This window comes from Riemerella columbina, from assembly GCF_030517065.1.
GTDB classification, from domain to species: domain Bacteria; phylum Bacteroidota; class Bacteroidia; order Flavobacteriales; family Weeksellaceae; genus Riemerella; species Riemerella columbina_A.
On sequence record NZ_CP103950.1, the window covers coordinates 1,584,719 to 1,602,358 of the forward strand.

At 42.0% G+C, this 17,640-nt stretch carries 15 protein-coding genes; 3 read left to right on the plus strand and 12 right to left on the minus strand.

Translation table 11 applies throughout. The features are described 5' to 3' along the window. Nucleotides 1–2: 2 nt before the first annotated feature. From murI to NYR17_RS07570, 8 genes are all read right to left on the minus strand, one after another. Nucleotides 3–779: a glutamate racemase gene (gene murI / locus NYR17_RS07535; protein ID WP_302507041.1), complete on the minus strand. Its 777-nt coding sequence runs from the start codon at nucleotides 777–779 to the stop codon at nucleotides 3–5. Between the two features lie 144 nt (nucleotides 780–923). Further along, nucleotides 924–1,727 carry a hypothetical protein gene (locus tag NYR17_RS07540; RefSeq protein ID WP_302505107.1) on the minus strand — a complete coding sequence of 268 codons (804 nt, stop codon included), beginning with the start codon at nucleotides 1,725–1,727 and terminating at the stop codon, nucleotides 924–926. A 123-nt stretch (nucleotides 1,728–1,850) separates the two neighbouring features. Next, nucleotides 1,851–2,459, minus strand: a complete 609-nt coding sequence (locus NYR17_RS07545) for a DUF6759 domain-containing protein (protein ID WP_302505108.1) — start codon at nucleotides 2,457–2,459, stop codon at nucleotides 1,851–1,853. A gap of 78 nt (nucleotides 2,460–2,537) precedes the next feature. Then, the gene (locus NYR17_RS07550) at nucleotides 2,538–4,142 is read right to left on the minus strand and encodes a BamA/TamA family outer membrane protein (RefSeq protein ID WP_302505109.1); all 1,605 of its coding nucleotides are present in this window, start codon (nucleotides 4,140–4,142) and stop codon (nucleotides 2,538–2,540) included. 1 nt (nucleotide 4,143) lies between these two features. Next, nucleotides 4,144–4,950, minus strand: coding sequence for an SDR family oxidoreductase (locus NYR17_RS07555; protein WP_302505110.1), 807 nt, complete (start codon nucleotides 4,948–4,950; stop codon nucleotides 4,144–4,146). Nucleotides 4,951–5,045: 95 nt separating this feature from the next. After that, nucleotides 5,046–6,839, minus strand: coding sequence for a membrane protein insertase YidC (gene yidC, locus NYR17_RS07560; protein WP_302505111.1), 1,794 nt, complete (start codon nucleotides 6,837–6,839; stop codon nucleotides 5,046–5,048). A gap of 91 nt (nucleotides 6,840–6,930) precedes the next feature. Further along, on the minus strand, nucleotides 6,931–8,556 hold the full coding sequence (locus tag NYR17_RS07565) for a CTP synthase (RefSeq protein ID WP_302505112.1): 1,626 nt from the start codon (nucleotides 8,554–8,556) through the stop codon (nucleotides 6,931–6,933). Between the two features lie 147 nt (nucleotides 8,557–8,703). After that, nucleotides 8,704–9,396 carry an SIMPL domain-containing protein gene (locus NYR17_RS07570; RefSeq protein ID WP_302505113.1) on the minus strand — a complete coding sequence of 231 codons (693 nt, stop codon included), beginning with the start codon at nucleotides 9,394–9,396 and terminating at the stop codon, nucleotides 8,704–8,706. A 189-nt stretch (nucleotides 9,397–9,585) separates the two neighbouring features. Here NYR17_RS07570 and recA point away from each other — a divergent pair, with 189 nt between their 5' ends. Then, a complete protein-coding gene (recA, locus tag NYR17_RS07575; protein ID WP_302505114.1) occupies nucleotides 9,586–10,626 on the plus strand; it encodes a recombinase RecA in 1,041 nt (346 codons plus the stop codon). 214 nt (nucleotides 10,627–10,840) lie between these two features. Here the strand turns inward: recA and NYR17_RS07580 are convergent, their stop codons facing one another. Beyond that, nucleotides 10,841–11,602 (minus strand): enoyl-CoA hydratase/isomerase family protein, encoded by a 762-nt coding sequence (locus NYR17_RS07580; RefSeq protein WP_302505115.1) that lies wholly within the window; start codon nucleotides 11,600–11,602, stop codon nucleotides 10,841–10,843. Between the two features lie 136 nt (nucleotides 11,603–11,738). Between NYR17_RS07580 and radA the strand changes: the two genes are divergently transcribed. Together radA and NYR17_RS07590 are read left to right on the plus strand one after the other, a co-directional pair. Then, a complete protein-coding gene (radA, locus tag NYR17_RS07585; protein WP_302505116.1) occupies nucleotides 11,739–13,091 on the plus strand; it encodes a DNA repair protein RadA in 1,353 nt (450 codons plus the stop codon). A 218-nt stretch (nucleotides 13,092–13,309) separates the two neighbouring features. Further along, nucleotides 13,310–13,489: a hypothetical protein gene (locus tag NYR17_RS07590; protein ID WP_302505117.1), complete on the plus strand. Its 180-nt coding sequence runs from the start codon at nucleotides 13,310–13,312 to the stop codon at nucleotides 13,487–13,489. Nucleotides 13,490–13,866: 377 nt separating this feature from the next. Here NYR17_RS07590 and NYR17_RS07595 read toward each other — a convergent pair whose 3' ends face one another. The 3 genes from NYR17_RS07595 to NYR17_RS07605 all read right to left on the minus strand — a co-directional run bounded on the left by NYR17_RS07595 (nucleotide 13,867) and on the right by NYR17_RS07605 (nucleotide 17,634). Next, the gene (locus tag NYR17_RS07595) at nucleotides 13,867–14,250 is read right to left on the minus strand and encodes a DUF3037 domain-containing protein (protein WP_302505118.1); all 384 of its coding nucleotides are present in this window, start codon (nucleotides 14,248–14,250) and stop codon (nucleotides 13,867–13,869) included. Continuing rightward, the gene (locus tag NYR17_RS07600) at nucleotides 14,228–15,010 is read right to left on the minus strand and encodes a HipA family kinase (protein WP_302505119.1); all 783 of its coding nucleotides are present in this window, start codon (nucleotides 15,008–15,010) and stop codon (nucleotides 14,228–14,230) included. The genes NYR17_RS07595 and NYR17_RS07600 overlap by 23 nt, the downstream gene beginning before the upstream one ends. A 251-nt stretch (nucleotides 15,011–15,261) precedes the next feature. Then, nucleotides 15,262–17,634 carry a M1 family metallopeptidase gene (locus NYR17_RS07605; RefSeq protein ID WP_302505120.1) on the minus strand — a complete coding sequence of 791 codons (2,373 nt, stop codon included), beginning with the start codon at nucleotides 17,632–17,634 and terminating at the stop codon, nucleotides 15,262–15,264. Nucleotides 17,635–17,640 lie beyond the last annotated feature (6 nt).

The following is a 17,640-nucleotide window of genomic DNA, read 5'->3' on the forward strand; positions in this document are numbered from 1 at the left end:
GGTTACAATATTTTGAGCTCTAAATGGATCGCTTTACCAAAGAATTTCTTAGAGATTTTCTCAAAGTTTTTGGTTAAATCTGAGAGGTAAAATTGGGTCTCCACCCCTGCCGAACCATCATTGAGCAAGTTATTCTTCTCCAATGAAGTTCTAATATCATTCGCTACAATGCTCGGCGAGTCGATCACTCGGACTCTGTTGCCGTAGTACTGTTTTACCTCATCTATCAACAGTGGGTAATGGGTACAGCCCAAGATTAAAGTCTCAATATTTTTGAGTTTTTTATTGCTGAGATAATGGTAGAGAATGGCGTGCGTAATCGGATGGTTTTTAAAGCCTTCCTCTATGGCAGGCACCAACAGCGGCGTTGCCAACTCATCTACCTTGATATATTTATTGTACTTGCGAATGCTTTTTCTATACACGCCAGAATTCACGGTGGCTTTGGTCGCAATAACACCCACATTCGTATGGATTTCATACGCCACTTTCTCCGCCACAGGGTTAATCACATCAAAAACCAACGCTTGGTTGCCCACCAATTTTTTAACCTCTTTTAAGGCATTGGCGGTCGCAGTGTTACAGGCAATCACAACGGCTTTGCAGTTTTGTTCCAACAAAAAAGAAGTGATTTTTTCAGAAAAACGGATAATCGCCTCCTTGGATTTATCCCCATACGGCAAGTGCTTGGTATCGCCAAAATAAATGATGCTCTCGTGAGGCATCTGCCTTTTAATTTCCTTAGCTACGGTCAGTCCGCCCACGCCAGAGTCAAACATGCCAATGGGCTGTTGCGGTGATAAATGCGAATAATGCTGATGTTTATTTTTCAAAATAAAGCCTCTTTTGGTGCTGCAAAGGTAAACATTTTTAATGATATTTTGCCGATGATACGGTGTCTACAATGGAGGGACTCCCCTCATTTAAGGCGTTTCTTTTTCATTTTGGTCAGCATCCATCAGGTGGTTATTTTTAAGGCGCTGCCGATAAACAGGGAAATATTTTTCAAAATAAACCTTTGCCACCTCGTACCTGCCTTGCTCCACCAAGGGGGACAACCGCTCCGAAGTGTAGACAAATTGTAAAAAATCATCAATATAATGTTGGGGAATTTTCTGATTGATGAAGTAGGCATCACCATAATATTTCCGAATGGCACTGGTGGTATTCAGCATTTTTTCATACGCTTGCAAGCGCTGTTTCTTCTGTTGCTCGCCAGAAATCATATCATAAATGGTACTCAGATTAAAGCTCAGCCCTCCCCCAGCCAAAGCCACAGGAGCGTCTGGAAGGCTTTCGCCTTTGGGTTCTGGCAGGTTGAGTTTCCGCTTGATTTCCAATGCCGAATGTGGATTTTCCAATGCCAAAATATCTTTTTTAAGGATGCCACTGGGCTTAAATTTGGAAATTCTAACCTCCGCAATTTCCTTGTATGCCCACTCTAACGCGATAATGTTATGTTGAGATTGGAGCATCTCTGCGGTGACTTTCACATCTTTTCGCTCGGTGGATAGAGAGGTAAATCTGACCACATCGCCCAGCTGTGCCGCCACCGAAAACTGCCCTCTATAACCACTCAGCTGTGTTTTCTGCGTGGTCAAGTTGGTCACATAAACGGGATTAAAATAGGTATGGGCGCCCTCTTTAATCATCACCTCCCCTTGGAATTGCTGCGCCGAAATGATGACGCTCCAGCACAACACCAATCCCCATAAGCGGTATTTCATTTTAATCTTCAATTTCAATATTTCCTGCAAAAATAAAGGAAGTCGCCATAAAATAGCGTTAATTTTTTCACAAAATCAACGCTATAAAAGATTAAATAGAAGTTAAAATTAAACTGTAAAATTCTAATTCTGTATAGAGGTGGGCGCTGTTAGTGAGATGATCATATTTTTATGAACATTCTTTTTAGAAGCATAGACGGCGCCACATAATACGCCACTAAACTCATAATCGCCTTTTTCTATAACGATGCTGTTTTCACCTTGGGCAGGCACAGGGAGCTGGTAAAGCCCTTTCCCCTGAAGTTTCATCACTAAATTACATCCTGAATTATTCTTCACCAATACTATGGTTTGACTATTGGTAGGATCGCTATCAAAGAGTTGGTTTAATAAACTGAGTGTTCTTTGGCTATGTTTAGCCTCATATTCGGTCATTAGTTTTTTAAATTCTTCATCAGAAACCACCAATGAATTATTTTTCAAAGTCATATTAAACACTGGTTTAGGATATACCATAACCACGGATTTTTGCTTCATCCATTCTTTGCTTTTCAGAACTGCCAACTTTTGTTTAAGTAGAAATCGATTAGGGTCTGATAGACTCGTTTTTTGAATATAATTTTCGATTTCTGTAATGCTCTGACTCTCTAAAATCGCATTAACATTATTGTCTTGTGTTCCGCAACCCACTAAAATCATCATTACAAGCGGAAGAAAAAATTTTCTTTTCATTTACTATTGTTTATTAGCCTCGCAAAAATAATAGAATACGCGACATTTTACAAGTGTTTTTGCCATTATTTTTTATTTTTAAAATTGAGCTAAAATGCCCCAATGGATTTTGGTGTCTTTAAATCTAAGTGGCTCTCCAAAGGCTGTCCCGTTAGAAATCTGAAAACTCATAATGCCCAATGGTAATTTGATCCTAAACCCTGTGCCGATACTATAAAGCCGAATGGCGCGATCAAAAGAAGGATTTTGCAAATGTGCCAATTGCGTAAACACATCAAAAAAAGCTTGATTGCCAATTAAATAGCGGTATTCAGCGCTGCCATAAGCATAAAACTGTGCCAACAAGCTGTTTTCATTAAAACCTCGGAGGGAATTCCAACCGCCCAGCCTCAGCATCTCATTGACAGACAGTTGCTCAGGTGTGCTGATGCCTACCATTTCGGCTTTAACATTGAGAAAATGCCGCCCTTTCAACCGAATATTATGCTCCCCAAAGACCTCATAATATTGCTGTCCAAAGTGCTGCTCCGCATCCATATCTTGCATCTGAAGCGCCGAAGCTTCGGCTTTTACTTTCGTTTGATAGAGCAAGAGTTCATACGGGCTATTTTGTTCAAATTCATACCAAAGTCCAACGCCTTTTTTATTAAAATTCTTGGCTGTGGTCCGCTCTTGAAGCGCCGAGGACAACTCAAAATGCCCTTTCAACCCAATTTTATGCTGATTTTGCCATTGGTAATAGAGGCTCGGCTGGATTTTAACATTCGCAAAAGTGGAATCTTGTCGGAAAATATTCATCTGAAACTGCGCCCCCACATCAGAATTTAAGATATACGGCAATTCCGTTTCTAAGTTGAAAGTCTGTCCGCCATTCGGGTTTTTCTGCCAGAAGAAATGCACGGTTTCAAAAGCATTAAAGATATTTTTAAAGTTAAAATTAAGGCTTCCCGTTAGGCTTATTTTCTCGGAATCATTATTGCCAAAGCCCAAAACACCATCAAAATAATTGGCTTTTTTCTTTTTTAAGAAAAGGAACACCTGCGTAGAATCTGCCGTAAAAAGCGTTTGCGGCGACCGCTCCAAAGCCACAAACTGATGATTTTGGAAGACTTTCATGATCTTCTCTAAAGCTTGAGGCTCATAAGTTTTGCCCACAAACTGGCGTTCTAAATTCTTAACCACGCGTTTAGGCAGGCGCTCGTAACCTCGTATTTGAAAGCCATCTATCGTTCTCTTTTCGGTCTTTACCAATGAGATTTTAACCTCTGGCACCTCATCTTTCATCCGCAAATATTGGGTTTTCACGCGGCTAAACGCATAGCCTTCATCAATATATTTTTGGTTGATTTGATGTTTTAAAGCCTCTAAATTCGGTGTAAAATAGGGCGTAGGAAATTGCAGTTTCTCCATTATTTCTGGAGAGAAAACCACCCAAGCTTGGTTATAATTTTTCCCTTTATCATACAGAATTTCAATCTGTTCAGGCTTCTGCTCTACCCTAAGCACCTTGGCAAAATAATAATGCTGTTCCACCAAAGAATCTAAAAATTGAGCCGCAGCGAGAGAATCTTTTCTCAACACTTTTTGCTGGGTTTCTTGGTCTATCAGCACCATAGGCAATTGCTGTGTTTTCGCCCAAACACTACACAAAATCAGGAAAATAAGCCTTATTTGCTTTATCATTTTAATCCATTTGATTGTACTTGCGCATCAGTTTTTCATAAAACCTTTGAGGCAATAGCCATTTGAGAGGCACGCCTATTTTCTGTCCCAATTTACCATAATAATAATGGGGCTTCCACGATTTTTTCTGGAGCAACTGCTCTATATATTGGGCGACCGCTTCTGGCGGCGTGCCTTGGTCTACATGGGCGTTCATCAGGGCGTAGACCTTTTCAAACAAACTCTGGTAAGCGGGTGATACCTGAGATTTCACACGGTGGTCTGCAATATTGGTTTTTATGTCGCCTAAATGTAGCGCGCAGACTTGCACCTGCCATTGGGCAACCTCATAGCGCATCGCTTCGGTTACCTTATCCAAAGCGGCTTTAGAGGCTGAATAAAAACCTCTAAACGGCAAGCCCATCTCTGAGCCAATGCTGGAAATATTGATAATTTCGCCACGCTGCTGGGTTCTCATCGTGGGCATTACAGCACTCATCATCTGCACTGCTCCCACCAGATTAAGGTTGAACAGTTTTAAAATATCGGCTTTGGTGGCATCTTCCACAGCGCCCACCATACCCATTCCTGCATTGTTGATGAGAACATCTATCCGCTGTTCTTGGGTTAAAATCTGCTGCACTGCCTCTGTAATTTGCTGTTGCTCGGTGACATCTACAGAAATGGAGGTCCAAAATTCAGAGTGGGTGGGCGTGCGGCTGAGCCCATAGACACGATGCCCTTTCTTTCCAAAATAATCTGCCAATGCCTTCCCTATTCCTGCTGAAGTGCCTGTAATGATGATGACTTTTTGCTGTGGTGATTCCATAAAACCCAATTTTTCTATGCAAGAATAAGCATTTTAGCACAAATAAAAAAACGACTCACTTAGTGCAAGCCGTTTTTAAATCAGAAAATGGAAAATTATTTCTTATTTTTTCGCTGTTGTTCTTGCAATCTTTGTTGCTCTTGTGCCTTCTCCATCATCTCTCTCATTCTCTTTTGGAATTTGCCTTCTTTTTTAGGTTTCGCCTTGTTGGCTTGGATCTGAGCATGGATTTTCTTTTCATCTAAAATCACATATTTAATCACTAAGATAATCAAAATATTGATGGCATTAGACACGAAATAATACCACGATAATCCCGATGCTGCCGAGTTAAGGAAGAAGAAGAACATCAGTGGGAAGATGTACATCAATGGTTTCATATTCGGCATACCTTCTTGGGTTGGCTGTTGCATATTACCTGCCGTCATCATCGTATAGATCAGCACTACCGCTGTACACGCCAACGCAAATAAACTGATGTGCTCACCCAAAAATGGAATGTGGAATGGCAGTTTTATAATATCATCATAAGCGGTAAGGTCTGTTGCAAACCAGAAACTTTTTCCCCTTAAATCCAACATATTCGGGAAGAAACGGAACAAGGCATAGAAAATCGGGATCTGCAATAATGCTGGCAGACAGCCCGCCAACTGGTTAACGCCCGCCTTTCTATACACCGCCATTACTTCTTGTTGCTTTTTCATTGGGTCGGCATCTTTGTACTTGGCGTTGACCTCCTCTATTTCTGGGCGGATCACACGCATCATCGCACTGAGTTTGTGCTGTTTATAGGTAATCGGTGACAATACAATTTTCACAAGAATCGTCATCAAGAATATTACCCAACCTGCAGCAATGCCCCACGAGGATATCATATTATACATTGGAATGAAAATCCAACGGTTAACGGTACCGATAAACGACCAGCCTAATGGCAATATTTCATCAAAGTTTTTGTTGTAGGTTTTTAGTAAATCTAAATCCAAAGGCAAGAAATACCAAGTGAAGTTTTGGTTAAATTCTCCAGAAGCCAGCTCCAATTGTCCATCAAAGTTGAACTTCTTCAAATACTCGCCTTGCTCTATCATGTCTTGGTTTCCTTTTGAGTTTTTGAAACCTTGTTTCGCCTCTATAATCGGAGCGAAGAATTGTTGTTTTATCGCTAACCAATTGAGGGTTTCATCAGGTTCTTCCAGCGTCGTTCTCGCATCATAATCGGTGCTTTTGTATTGGTTAAAAGCGTATACAAACTCTGTGTGCTGTTGCTCCTGAGCTCTTCCTTTTTCAAACTCTCTTGGGGAGTAATTCCAAAGAAAATCTGCCTTATTGCCAGAAACAATCTGCGAAAGCCCCTGCGTAGCCACCTGAAAATCAACTTGATAATTAGAAAGCGTGTAAATATACTGGAGCTTAGCGCCATTGAATGCGGCGGTCATTTTCACGATGTTCCCTTGAACTTCTGGGGTAAAAATTAAATCTTGGGTGTTGATGATTTTCCCCGTTTTATCCTTAAACTGAAAGCCGTAGGAAGAATTATTATTGTTGATGAGATACAACGGCAAATCATCTCGGTTGGTTTTGGGGTTATACGCCTTATATTGCGCCATCATCACTGATGAAATCTGCCCACCAAGGGTATTAAACGCCACTGTGATTTTATCATTTTTGAGCTCCACCGTTTTAATTTCGGAGGCTGCCACCGCTGTGTTCAGGTTTTTAGCCGTGGTAGGCTGCACCGATTTTGGCGATTGGGTTTGTTCCGTTTTGGTCTGTGGTTGCTCCTCTGATGATTTGTTCTGGAAGTAGAACATCACCCCGAAGAGAAAAAGCGTCAAAAAGATAAACCCTAAAATTTGATTTTTATCTATTCCGTTATTTTGTTGCATCATAATGATTATTTTACATAAAGAAAAGGGAGAGGCTCCCTAAAATTTCGGACTGCGAATTTAAGTTTTTTTTGATAATTAACCGTTATTTTCGTTAAGAATTCCTTTTTTCTTGATAAAGCATAGCGGCTTCCACCAAGGCTTTGAACAACGGATGCGGCGTAGCGACCGTACTTTTGTACTCTGGATGGTACTGCACGCCCACATAAAACGGATGCCCGCTCAGCTCTACCGCTTCCACCAATCCTGTATCTGGGTTGGTTCCTGTTGGGATAAGCCCTTGGTTTTCATAATCTTCTCTATACTCACTATTGAACTCGTAGCGGTGGCGGTGGCGCTCCGCAATGTTTGAGGTATGGTAAATTTCTGCTAATTTAGACCCTTTTTTGAGACTACACTTCCACGCGCCCAACCTCATTGTTCCGCCTTTTTCTACCACATTTTTTTGTTCTTCCATTAGGGAAATTACAGGGTAAGGCGTGTTGATATCAAACTCCATAGAGTTGGCTTTTTCATACCCTAATACATTTCTTGCAAATTCTATGGTCATAATCTGCATTCCCAAACAAATGCCTAACACAGGAATGCCCTGTTCACGCGCATATTGGGCGGCTACAATTTTGCCTTCTATACCTCTATCTCCAAAACCTGGGGCTATCAGAATGCCATCTACGCCTTTTAAAACTTCGGCGGCATTTTCATTTTCTAAATCGCCACTATACACCCAGCGGATATTGACTTCGGCTTCTAAATCGGCGCCAGCGTGGATAAATGCCTCTACAATAGACTTATACGAGTCTTGGAGGGATACATATTTCCCCACAAGAGCTATCTGCACCGAGCGCTTAGGGTTTTTATATTTTTTAAGGAAGTTTTTCCAATTGTCTAAATCTGCGGCGGCAGTTTCTTTAAGGTCTAAAGCCTTCATCACCACCTCATCAAAGTGTTGTTTTTGGAGCTCTATCGGTACTTGATAAATGGTATCGGCATCCATACACTCAATCACATTATCGCTCGGCACATTACAGAACTGGGCTAATTTGGCGCGAACATCTTTCGGGATTTTGTGTTCTGAACGGCACACCAAAACATCGGCTTGGATACCGCTTTCCATCAGCTGTCTTACCGAATGCTGAGAAGGCTTGGTTTTCAACTCGCCACTGGCTGCCAAATACGGCAACAGCGTGAGGTGGATCACCATAGAGTTATGCTCGCCGAGTTCCCATTTGAGCTGGCGCACAGATTCTATATAAGGCAGAGATTCTATGTCGCCCACGGTACCACCAATTTCGGTGATGATAATATCGTAATCCTTCTGTCCTAAGATTTTAATTCTCCGCTTGATTTCGTTGGTGATGTGCGGAATGACTTGCACAGTTTTCCCTAAAAAATCGCCACGGCGCTCCTTCTCAATCACCGTTTGGTAAATGCGACCTGTGGTAACATTGTTATTCTGAGAGGTTGGCGCGTCTAAAAATCGCTCATAATGCCCGAGGTCCAAATCCGTTTCGGCGCCGTCTTCCGTTACATAGCATTCGCCGTGCTCATAAGGGTTGAGCGTGCCGGGGTCTATGTTGATGTAAGGATCTAACTTCTGAATTGTAACATTGAAGCCTCTTGATTTTAGTAATAAACCGAGTGATGCTGAGATAATCCCTTTACCCAAAGAAGAGGTAACACCACCGGTAACAAAGATATATTTGGTATTCTTTTTACTCATTAGTTTAGGTTTGTGCAAAGTTAAAACAAATGAACGAAGTAACCAATTTTTAGTTTCATTTATTGTGCTACGCCCCACCTTTTGACACAACAAAGCCACCGCTCAAAATGCAAAACAGTGGCTTTAATGTCTTTATAAAGTAAAAATTTAATCTAACTGATAAACTACGCGCACGCTGGCTTCAAATTTAATTTTCTTAAACTCCGTGTCTATCGGTTCTGGTGGTGCAGGCGAGGCTTGGGTGTATTCTTTTCGCATCATCATATTGGCTGCCACAGGCGTATAGTAAACACTTTCATCTACCATATGGATGGCTTTTCCTAACTTTTGACCCAATGGTTTTACCATATTTTCTGCTATTTTGTGAGATTTCGCCACTGCCATCGCTTTGAGGGTCATCAGCAATTCTTCAGCTTTGGAATATTCCACTTTAGAAATGTACACATTAGAAATCCCCTGTTGCTCCAAGCCCATCAGCACTTTTCCAGCCGTTACGGCATCTCTCACCAATAGGTTATAGCGTTTTTGCTTCACCACATTTTGACCTCTTAAAAAATAGCTTTGATAATTGCTCCCCAAAGATTGCAGTGATAGATCCTTCTTCACCTCTATGCCTAAAGATTTTAGCACCTTCTCTAAACGCTGCTCCTGCTCTTCCACAGAAATCCGATTTTTGCTATCCGCTTCGTTGAGTAGAATATTGAGGTAAATACGGTCTGGGATGACCATAGAATCTGCTTTTGCCGAGGTTTCTAAATACGGCTGATCTATAAAATTTTTCTGTGCCAGCATCCATTGTCCCACCAAAAGAATGCCTAATAAAACCAATTTTCTCATCATTTCTTAATTTTTAATATTGATATTTAAATCATCACCAAATAATGTGCCGTAGATCAAAAGTACTTTTATCCAAAGGAAATCTGCACTGATTATATCTCATTATTAATCAGAACTTTATATTTATTTATTAGAAAATTATTGCTTACCAATATTTATTTTTGTAATTTTGGAGTTCAATTATTTTTAGCAATGGCAAAAACAGATAAAAAGGAAATCAACCCGATTGAAGATAAAAAAAAGGCGTTAGCCGCCGTATTAGAGAAATTAGACAAAGCTTATGGTAAAGGCACCGTGATGAAATTAGGCGACGGTATTGTGGATAACAATATTGAAGTGATTTCATCTGGCTCGTTAGGTTTAGACTTGGCATTGGGCGTTGGTGGCTACCCTAAGGGGAGAATTGTAGAAATCTACGGTCCTGAATCTTCAGGAAAAACCACCCTCACGCTACACGCCATCGCCGAGGCTCAAAAGTCAGGTGGTGTAGCCGCTTTTATTGATGCTGAGCACGCTTTTGATATGAGCTATGCCGAAAGATTGGGCATCAACTTACAAGAATTGATCATCTCTCAGCCTGATAATGGCGAGCAAGCGCTGGAAATCGCCGATAACCTCATTCGCTCTGGCGGTGTAGATATCGTGGTGATAGACTCCGTGGCGGCATTGACCCCAAAAGCTGAAATTGATGGCGATATGGGAGATTCTAAAATGGGACTCCACGCCAGATTGATGTCGCAAGCGCTGAGAAAGCTGACCAGCTCTATTTCTAAAACCAAATGTACGGTGATTTTCATCAACCAATTGAGGGATAAAATTGGCGTAATGTTCGGAAGTCCTGAAACGACCACAGGCGGAAATGCTCTAAAATTCTATGCTTCGGTGAGAATTGACATCCGCAGACAGTTGAGCGACACTGGAAAAATCAAGGACAAAGCAGGTAATGTTATCGGTAACCGCACCCGTGTGAAAGTGGTTAAAAATAAAGTAGCACCGCCATTCAAAAGTGCCGAATTTGATGTGATGTATGGCGAAGGGGTTTCTAAAACGGGTGAGATTTTAGATGTTGCCACAGAATTAGGTATCATCAGCAAAAGTGGATCTTGGTTCAGCTACGGCGATACCCGCTTAGGACAAGGACGAGACACGATAAAAGAGCTCATCAAAGACAATCCAGAACTCGCCGAAGAGCTGGAACAAAAAATTAGAGAACAACTACAAGCTAAAAAATAAGTTCAAAAACCTCCTAAAATAGGAGGTTTTTTGGTTTTTGCAACAAGCGTTTGAGAATTGTTTGGGAAAATTGGGCAGAAGAGAGCGGTTTTAAATCCTTTCACTGGAAAGAGAAAAGCACGCCCGCTTCTCTACCTTATAATTATGTCCAAAAATTGATGAAAAAATAAAATTTTATTTTTTCTATAAGCAAAAAATCTTTAACCAAGAGCGGCTACTTCCTCAGCCGCTCTTTTATTTTTTGGATGTTGGCTTTGGCGGTGTCTTCTAAAACGAGGCTGGCACTCATTTCTATGCGTTGAGGCATCAGAGCATCAAAGTGCGAAGTTCCCTGCCACGCCATCTCTTTTAGGTAAGCCAGCGCTTGAGCACTACGCCCCGAAAGCTGAGCCAAAAAGCCTTCTATATGGGTATCCATCTCCTCTATAGAATCGCTGAGGTGGTGATAAACATTGTAGCGCTCTGCCCATTCTGCCGTTCTAAACTCCGCATCTATTGCCATTGCCATCAGTTGTGAAGCCCCAATTTTACGCTCCACATAAGGACCAATCACAAAGGGACCAATCCCCAAATTGATTTCCGTTAAAGCCATAGCTGCCGCCTTAGTCGCAAAACAATAGTCCGCTGCACAAGCGATGCCCACACCGCCACCTGTTACCTTGCCTTGCACCCTTACCACCACGATCTTTCCGCAAGTTCTCATCGCGTGGAGAACCTTAGCAAAACCGCCAAAAAACCGCTTAGAAGTTTCAAGATCTTCAATGGCTAAAAGCTCATCAAAGCTGGCACCTGCACAAAAAGCTCGCTCACCCACGGACTTGATTAGTAAAGCTTTCACCTCTGTTTTAGCGGCTTCTTGCTGTATGGTGGTCGCCAATCGCTCCAAAATATCCCCTGGCAAGGCGTTACTTTTTGGCGTCCCGAAGGTAATTTCGGCTATAGAATTTTTAATCTCTGCGCTTACAAATGCTTCCATTTTATACTTGATTATTTATGAGCCACTAAGATAATATTTTTTTGCGAATAGAAACTGCCATTGCCAGACCATAAAGCAAAAAATAAGAATTTTATTTTGTAACTTGCACCTGTTTAATCTCAATTTTAATTCTAAAGTGGCTAAAATAAAAACCGTTTATTACTGCCAAAACTGTGGCACTCAATATTCTAAATGGCACGGACAATGCCAAAACTGCGGCGAGTGGAATACGCTGGTGGAAGAAATAGCCACCCCCGCATCTTCTTCTAAAAACTACGCTGGCGACTTCGGCAGACCCCACATCATCAATATTATAGAGGTAGAAACCCACACAGAAGAGCGCATAAAAACCCCAAGCGAGGAGCTCAACCGCGTGCTGGGTGGCGGCATCGTCTTAGGCTCTGTTACGCTCATCGGTGGAGAGCCCGGCATCGGAAAATCTACACTATTGCTGCAACTCGCCCTGAAGATGAAGAAGAAAATCCTCTATGTTTCTGGCGAAGAGAGCGCCTCTCAGATTAAAATGCGAGCCAACCGACTGACCGAAAAACAGAACCCCAATTGTTTTCTCTACACCGAAACTTCCATTGAAAAAATCCTCCACGAAGCGCAGAAACTATCGCCAGATTTCGTGATTGTGGACTCCATACAAACCCTGCATTCTCAAACGATGGAGAGCTCCCCAGGAACCGTCTCGCAGATTAGAGAATGCGCCTCGGAGCTCATCAAATACGCCAAAGCCAGCAATATTCCGATATTTTTGGTAGGGCATATTACCAAAGATGGGCAGATTGCAGGCCCCAAGGTGCTGGAGCATATGGTAGATGTAGTGCTTAACTTTGATGGCGATAGGAACCACCTGTTCCGATTGCTTAGAGCCAACAAAAACCGCTTCGGTTCTACGGCAGAAATTGGCATCTACGAGATGATTTCCGCTGGGCTCAAGGAGATTAAAAACCCCTCCGAAGTGCTGATTACCAAAAAGCTGGAGGACTTCTCTGGCAATGCCGTTGCCGTGACTTTGGAGGGCAACCGCCCGATGCTTTTGGAGATGCAAGCCTTGGTGAGCACCGCCGTTTATGGCACACCGCAGCGCAGTTCTACGGGGTTTGATGCCAAACGGCTGAATATGCTTTTGGCAGTTTTAGAGAAGCGCTCAGGCTTCCAGTTGGGCTCCAAAGATGTCTTTCTGAACATCACAGGCGGCATCAAAACGGATGATCCAGCCTTGGACTTAGCTGTGGTCGCCGCCATTCTCTCCTCTAACGAGGATATTGCCATCCCAGAGCGGTTTTGCTTCGCTGGGGAAATCGGTTTGAGCGGTGAGATTCGCCCTGTGCCCCAGATTGAGAAGCGTATTTCCGAAGCGGAGAAGCTTGGCTACGATAAGATTTTCATTTCTAAACAAAATAAAATCCCCAGACGCAAAATTAACATAGAGATTGTAGAAGTGTCTAAAATAGAAGACTTCCACGAGATGCTTTTTTGACATCCGTTGCTCAATATCCGCTATTGGTCATCTATCATCGGTGAGGTTATCATAATTAACCCCTCCGATTTTTTATTGATTGCTGCTTAGGTATTGATTGACCTTATACAGAAATCAATTATCTGCACTTAGAATTTAATCAACCTCACATAGAAATCAATCAATCGCAGACAGAAACTAATAAACCGCACGCAGAAATCAATAAACCGCACGCAGAAATGAACCAACCGCAGACAGAAATGAATAAACCGCACATAGAAATCAATAAACCGCAGATAGAAATGAGTAAACCGCACGCAGAAATCAATAAACCGCAGATAGAAATCAATAAACCGCAGATAGAAATGGATTACCTTTGCGGTTTATCCATTTCTATAAACAATTCTATTATATATTAGCAAAAACAATCAATTTATTTAAAATAAAAACTCATTTATATAATCAAAATATAAAAATCAATAAGCCATTAACTTAAATAGTATAGCGAAAAATAGACAACAGAATGAAGAAATCTATATTATATATAAAGAAAAACCTCAACTTAATGAATAAATAGACTATCTATATCAAAAATGCTGATACCCATTAGCATATTATCATCATATATTAGAAGTTTATTTAAATAGTATAGTGAAAAATAGGTAACAGAATGAAGAAATCTATCTTATATATAAAGAAAAGTCTTAACTTGATGAATAAATAGATTATCTATATCAAAAATGCTGATACCTATTAGCGTATCAGCATTATATATTAGCGGTTCCCTCTTCCCTATTTACCTCACCAACTCCTCAAAGAGGCGGTCAAAGGTGGCATCTAAGTCTTGGGTTTTGCCTGGGTGCGGTCGGGAGGTTTGGATGACGGCACTACGAACAGCGGTCAGCCAACGGAACCGCTCTGGAATATCCAATTGAGCAATGGTACCACCCTCGGGGCTACCCTCTGCAATTTTCTTGAAGTTGGACAGCTGGTGTGCCACCTCCTCATAGTCCATCGGGCAGCGCATCAGTCGGAATTTTTCCTCGCAAAGGTGGAACGCCACACGGATATAGCGGGCTTTCTTGCTGAACAAAACCAAGCCTACATTAAAAAACTCTTCACGCTCAACCTTCGGCACTAAGCGGATTACGGCGTATTCATATAATTTGTCCTCTTGCATTTTCGGCTTCTTTTAGAAATATTGATGAATGTTGAAGTCGGCGGGTGAGGAACTGAAAATAAACCTCTCGGATCTGTGCGGGCGTTTCCTCCACATCTTGCCACTGGAGCCATTCTTCGGGGATGAGGTTGACCAATTCTCGGAAAAAATCCTCGTTCAATACTTGATGTGCCCACGCATCTGCCGCCGCCAACTCGCTGGCTTGGGGCAAAAGGGCGTGGTCCTTCACATAGGCAAACGGCGACTGAGCTGCCTTCTCAAAATTCGCCCACGAATGGTGAAAATAAAAGGACGCCCCATTGTCTATCACCCACAATTCTTTGTGCCACATCAGCAGGTTGGTGTTTCGGAAAGTGCGGTCAATATTGGTGGTAAAGGCATCTAACCACACGATTTTTGATGCCAAAAGAGGGTCAATTTTAATGGAAGGTTCATAAGTAAGCGCCCCCGAAAGGTAGTGCAGACCGAGGTTGAGCCCCTCGCTGGCTTTCAGTAGGTCTTGGATTTCCTCATCGCCCTCGGTACGCCCAAAATCCACATCCAACAGAGCAAAAACCAACTCTGGAATTTGCAGTCCCAAAGCTTGGGCAATCTTCCCGCCGAGCAACTCGGAGATGAGCATTTTCACGCCGTGCCCTGCCCCACGGAATTTCAGCACATACTTAAAATCATCATCAGCCTCTGCCAACGCCGGCAAAGAGCCACCCTCTCTCAGTGGCGTAATATAGCGCATCACGGTAACCGTTCTCATCTCTTGCATCGCACAAAGGTAAGAAAATTTTCAGGTTCAAAATGATTCAATGATTTAAAAATTGAAAGATTGAAAAAAAAATTCTTATGCCTTTAATCAAGCCTACAAAGCAAATTTCTCATCAAATAAAATCACTTAGGTTTATAAAAAATGCACTACACTTAAAAATGATAGTATAGCGCATTTTTTGATGATAAAATCATCTTTGTTAATTTCTTAAATTCTCAAAACCAATGGTTTTATTTCAAAAATAACCTTTCCTACTGTTGAGGCTTTGCGGCTTGCATTGGATTTAATCTCCCTTGCGATGCCCCACGGCGCGCTGGCTCTCCCTTCATCTTAAAGACTTGGAATTTAGAAACCTCAGGTGCTTGACCTTCCGCTGACCAATGGTTATTGGTGGTGTCAATATCGGCGGTTTCCTCTCTTGGATCCAGCTGTATGGCTTTCAATTTTTTATCAAAATAATAAGTGAGGGACACTTTTTGCTCGTTCTTACGCCATACCTGCGCCGAGATTTTATCGTGCAACTTAGTGCCATCTTCAAAGGTAAATTCTAAGATAATCGGCATTACCATTCCGCCTTTATTGGAGAAATCAATTTGGTAGGCTTTAATATTTTCTAAATTCTTAATGTTTTTAGCACTCACCCGCTCAAAAGGTTCTTCCACACGGCTGATTTCCTTCACTTTTAATTGTTCTTTTCCACGAGAATAGCGCCAATAGAAATCCCTAAGACTGTGGTCAGCATCGGTATAAAAAGTTTTGCCTTCCTCTCGGTTGCGCTGTTGTGTGATGGTTTCAAAATCGTTAATCTGAGGCTCATCAACCTTAATATGCACCTCTTTTTTAGGAGGTTCGGCGCTAAAATCTGGCTCTGCCACAGTGACTTGATCAATACTAATATCCACAGGATCAATATCAAAAAACCAACCCCTCCAAAACCAATCTAAATCCTCGGCGCTGGCATCTTCCATCGTTCTGAAAAAGTCCGCAGGCTCAGGGTGCTTAAACGCCCATCTTTTGGCATAGGTTTTAAAGGCTTTATCAAATAAATCTCTACCCATAATGGTTTCCCTCAATATAACGAGCCCCGTAGCTGGCTTTGCATAGGCATTAGCTCCAAAATTGTTGATATTTTCGGAATTGACCATAATGGGTTCCAATTGGTCTTTCGGGAGTTTCATATAGTCTACGATATTCCGTGCAGGACCTCTTCGGGTGGGGAAATTTTTGTCCCAAAGGTTCTCCGCTAAGTATTGTAAAAAAGTGTTGAGCCCCTCATCCATCCAGCTCCATTGCCTTTCATCAGAGTTGATGATCATCGGGAAATAGTTGTGCCCCACCTCGTGGATAATCACGCCAATCATTCCGTTTTTGGTGGCTTCGGAATAGGTACCATCTTTCTCGGTACGCCCATAATTAAAGCAAATCATTGGATATTCCATACCGTTTGCAGCCTCCACCGACTGCGCCACAGGATAAGGATAAGGAATGGTAAAATCCGAATAAACCCTGATGGTATGTGCCACGGCTTTGGTAGAAAATGGGCGATACAGCGCATAGGCTTCTTTAGGATAAATGGACATACACATCACCTTTTTGCCGTTGTCTTTGATGATTTCTGCCATTCCGTCCCAAATGAATTTACGCGAAGAAGTCCAGGCAAAATCTCGGACATTATCGGCTTTAAATTGCCAAATTTTACGGTTTTTATTTTTATTTTTTTCGGCGGTTTTAGCCTCTTCTAAGGTGACAATTTCCACGGGTTCTTTGGCATTTTGGGCTTTTTGCCATCGGCTGTATTGGGCTGGTGTAAGCACTTCTTTATAATTCTGCCCCTCGCCCGTTGCCGCTACAATATGGTCTGCAGGCACATTCATTTTGACTTTAAAATCGCCAAAGGTCAGCGCAAACTCGCCTCTGCCTGTAAATTGGTGGTTTTGCCAACCTTTAAAATCGCTGTACACGCACATTCTCGGATACCACTGCGTGATGGTAAAAATATGATTGCCATCTTCTGGAAAATACTCGTAACCGCCCCTGCCGCCCATGGTAATGCGGTTGGGAATGTTGTAATTCCACTCAATGTTGAACTTAAACACCTCGCCTGTTTTTAAAGGTTTCGGCAAGTCTATTCTCATCATCGTTTTATTGACAATATAAGGTAAAGCTTTGCCATTGGCATCGGTAACTTTCTCTATATTAACACCATAGCCATTATCTTTCTCCGGTAAGTTGGTTACTTTTAAGCCTTCATCAGTGGCTATTTTAGGCAAACGAGAACTGAACTGATAGCCTGCATTTTTAACCGTAGATTGCTCATTTTCGTCCAACTGAAGCCAGAGATAATCCAACTGATCAGGCGAGTTATTGTAATAAGTAATGGTTTCGGCACCTTTTAAATTGAGCTTTTCCTCATCTAAATACGCCGAAATATCATAGTCTGCGCGTTGCTGCCAATACTGACTACCAGGGGCGCCCGAGGCGGTTCTATACACATTAGGCGTCGGTAAAATGGTGCCTAATTGCTCAAATTTATTGCCGTGGTTGCTTTTAGGGTTGTTCTGAATATTCTGTCCATAAGACAAAACACCACAAAACACGCCTATTATCCATAACTTTGCTTTCATGATATG

What these genes read in the sequence shown, in the direction of transcription:
- NYR17_RS07545 (WP_302505108.1), bottom strand. Translation starts at nt 2,459, where the DNA reads ATGAAAAGAAAATTTTTTCTTCCGCTTGTAATGATGATTTTAGTGGGT.
- NYR17_RS07605 (WP_302505120.1), bottom strand. Translation starts at nt 17,634, where the DNA reads ATGAAAGCAAAGTTATGGATAATAGGCGTGTTTTGTGGTGTTTTGTCT.
- NYR17_RS07550 (WP_302505109.1), bottom strand. Translation starts at nt 4,142, where the DNA reads ATGATAAAGCAAATAAGGCTTATTTTCCTGATTTTGTGTAGTGTTTGG.
- NYR17_RS07595 (WP_302505118.1), bottom strand. Translation starts at nt 14,250, where the DNA reads ATGCAAGAGGACAAATTATATGAATACGCCGTAATCCGCTTAGTGCCG.
- NYR17_RS07555 (WP_302505110.1), bottom strand. Translation starts at nt 4,950, where the DNA reads ATGGAATCACCACAGCAAAAAGTCATCATCATTACAGGCACTTCAGCA.
- NYR17_RS07540 (WP_302505107.1), bottom strand. Translation starts at nt 1,727, where the DNA reads ATGAAATACCGCTTATGGGGATTGGTGTTGTGCTGGAGCGTCATCATT.
- NYR17_RS07590 (WP_302505117.1), top strand. Translation starts at nt 13,310, where the DNA reads ATGAACCAACCGCAGACAGAAATGAATAAACCGCACATAGAAATCAAT.
- NYR17_RS07565 (WP_302505112.1), bottom strand. Translation starts at nt 8,556, where the DNA reads ATGAGTAAAAAGAATACCAAATATATCTTTGTTACCGGTGGTGTTACC.
- recA (WP_302505114.1), top strand. Translation starts at nt 9,586, where the DNA reads ATGGCAAAAACAGATAAAAAGGAAATCAACCCGATTGAAGATAAAAAA.
- yidC (WP_302505111.1), bottom strand. Translation starts at nt 6,839, where the DNA reads ATGATGCAACAAAATAACGGAATAGATAAAAATCAAATTTTAGGGTTT.
- NYR17_RS07580 (WP_302505115.1), bottom strand. Translation starts at nt 11,602, where the DNA reads ATGGAAGCATTTGTAAGCGCAGAGATTAAAAATTCTATAGCCGAAATT.
- murI (WP_302507041.1), bottom strand. Translation starts at nt 779, where the DNA reads ATGTTTGACTCTGGCGTGGGCGGACTGACCGTAGCTAAGGAAATTAAA.
- NYR17_RS07600 (WP_302505119.1), bottom strand. Translation starts at nt 15,010, where the DNA reads ATGCAAGAGATGAGAACGGTTACCGTGATGCGCTATATTACGCCACTG.
- NYR17_RS07570 (WP_302505113.1), bottom strand. Translation starts at nt 9,396, where the DNA reads ATGATGAGAAAATTGGTTTTATTAGGCATTCTTTTGGTGGGACAATGG.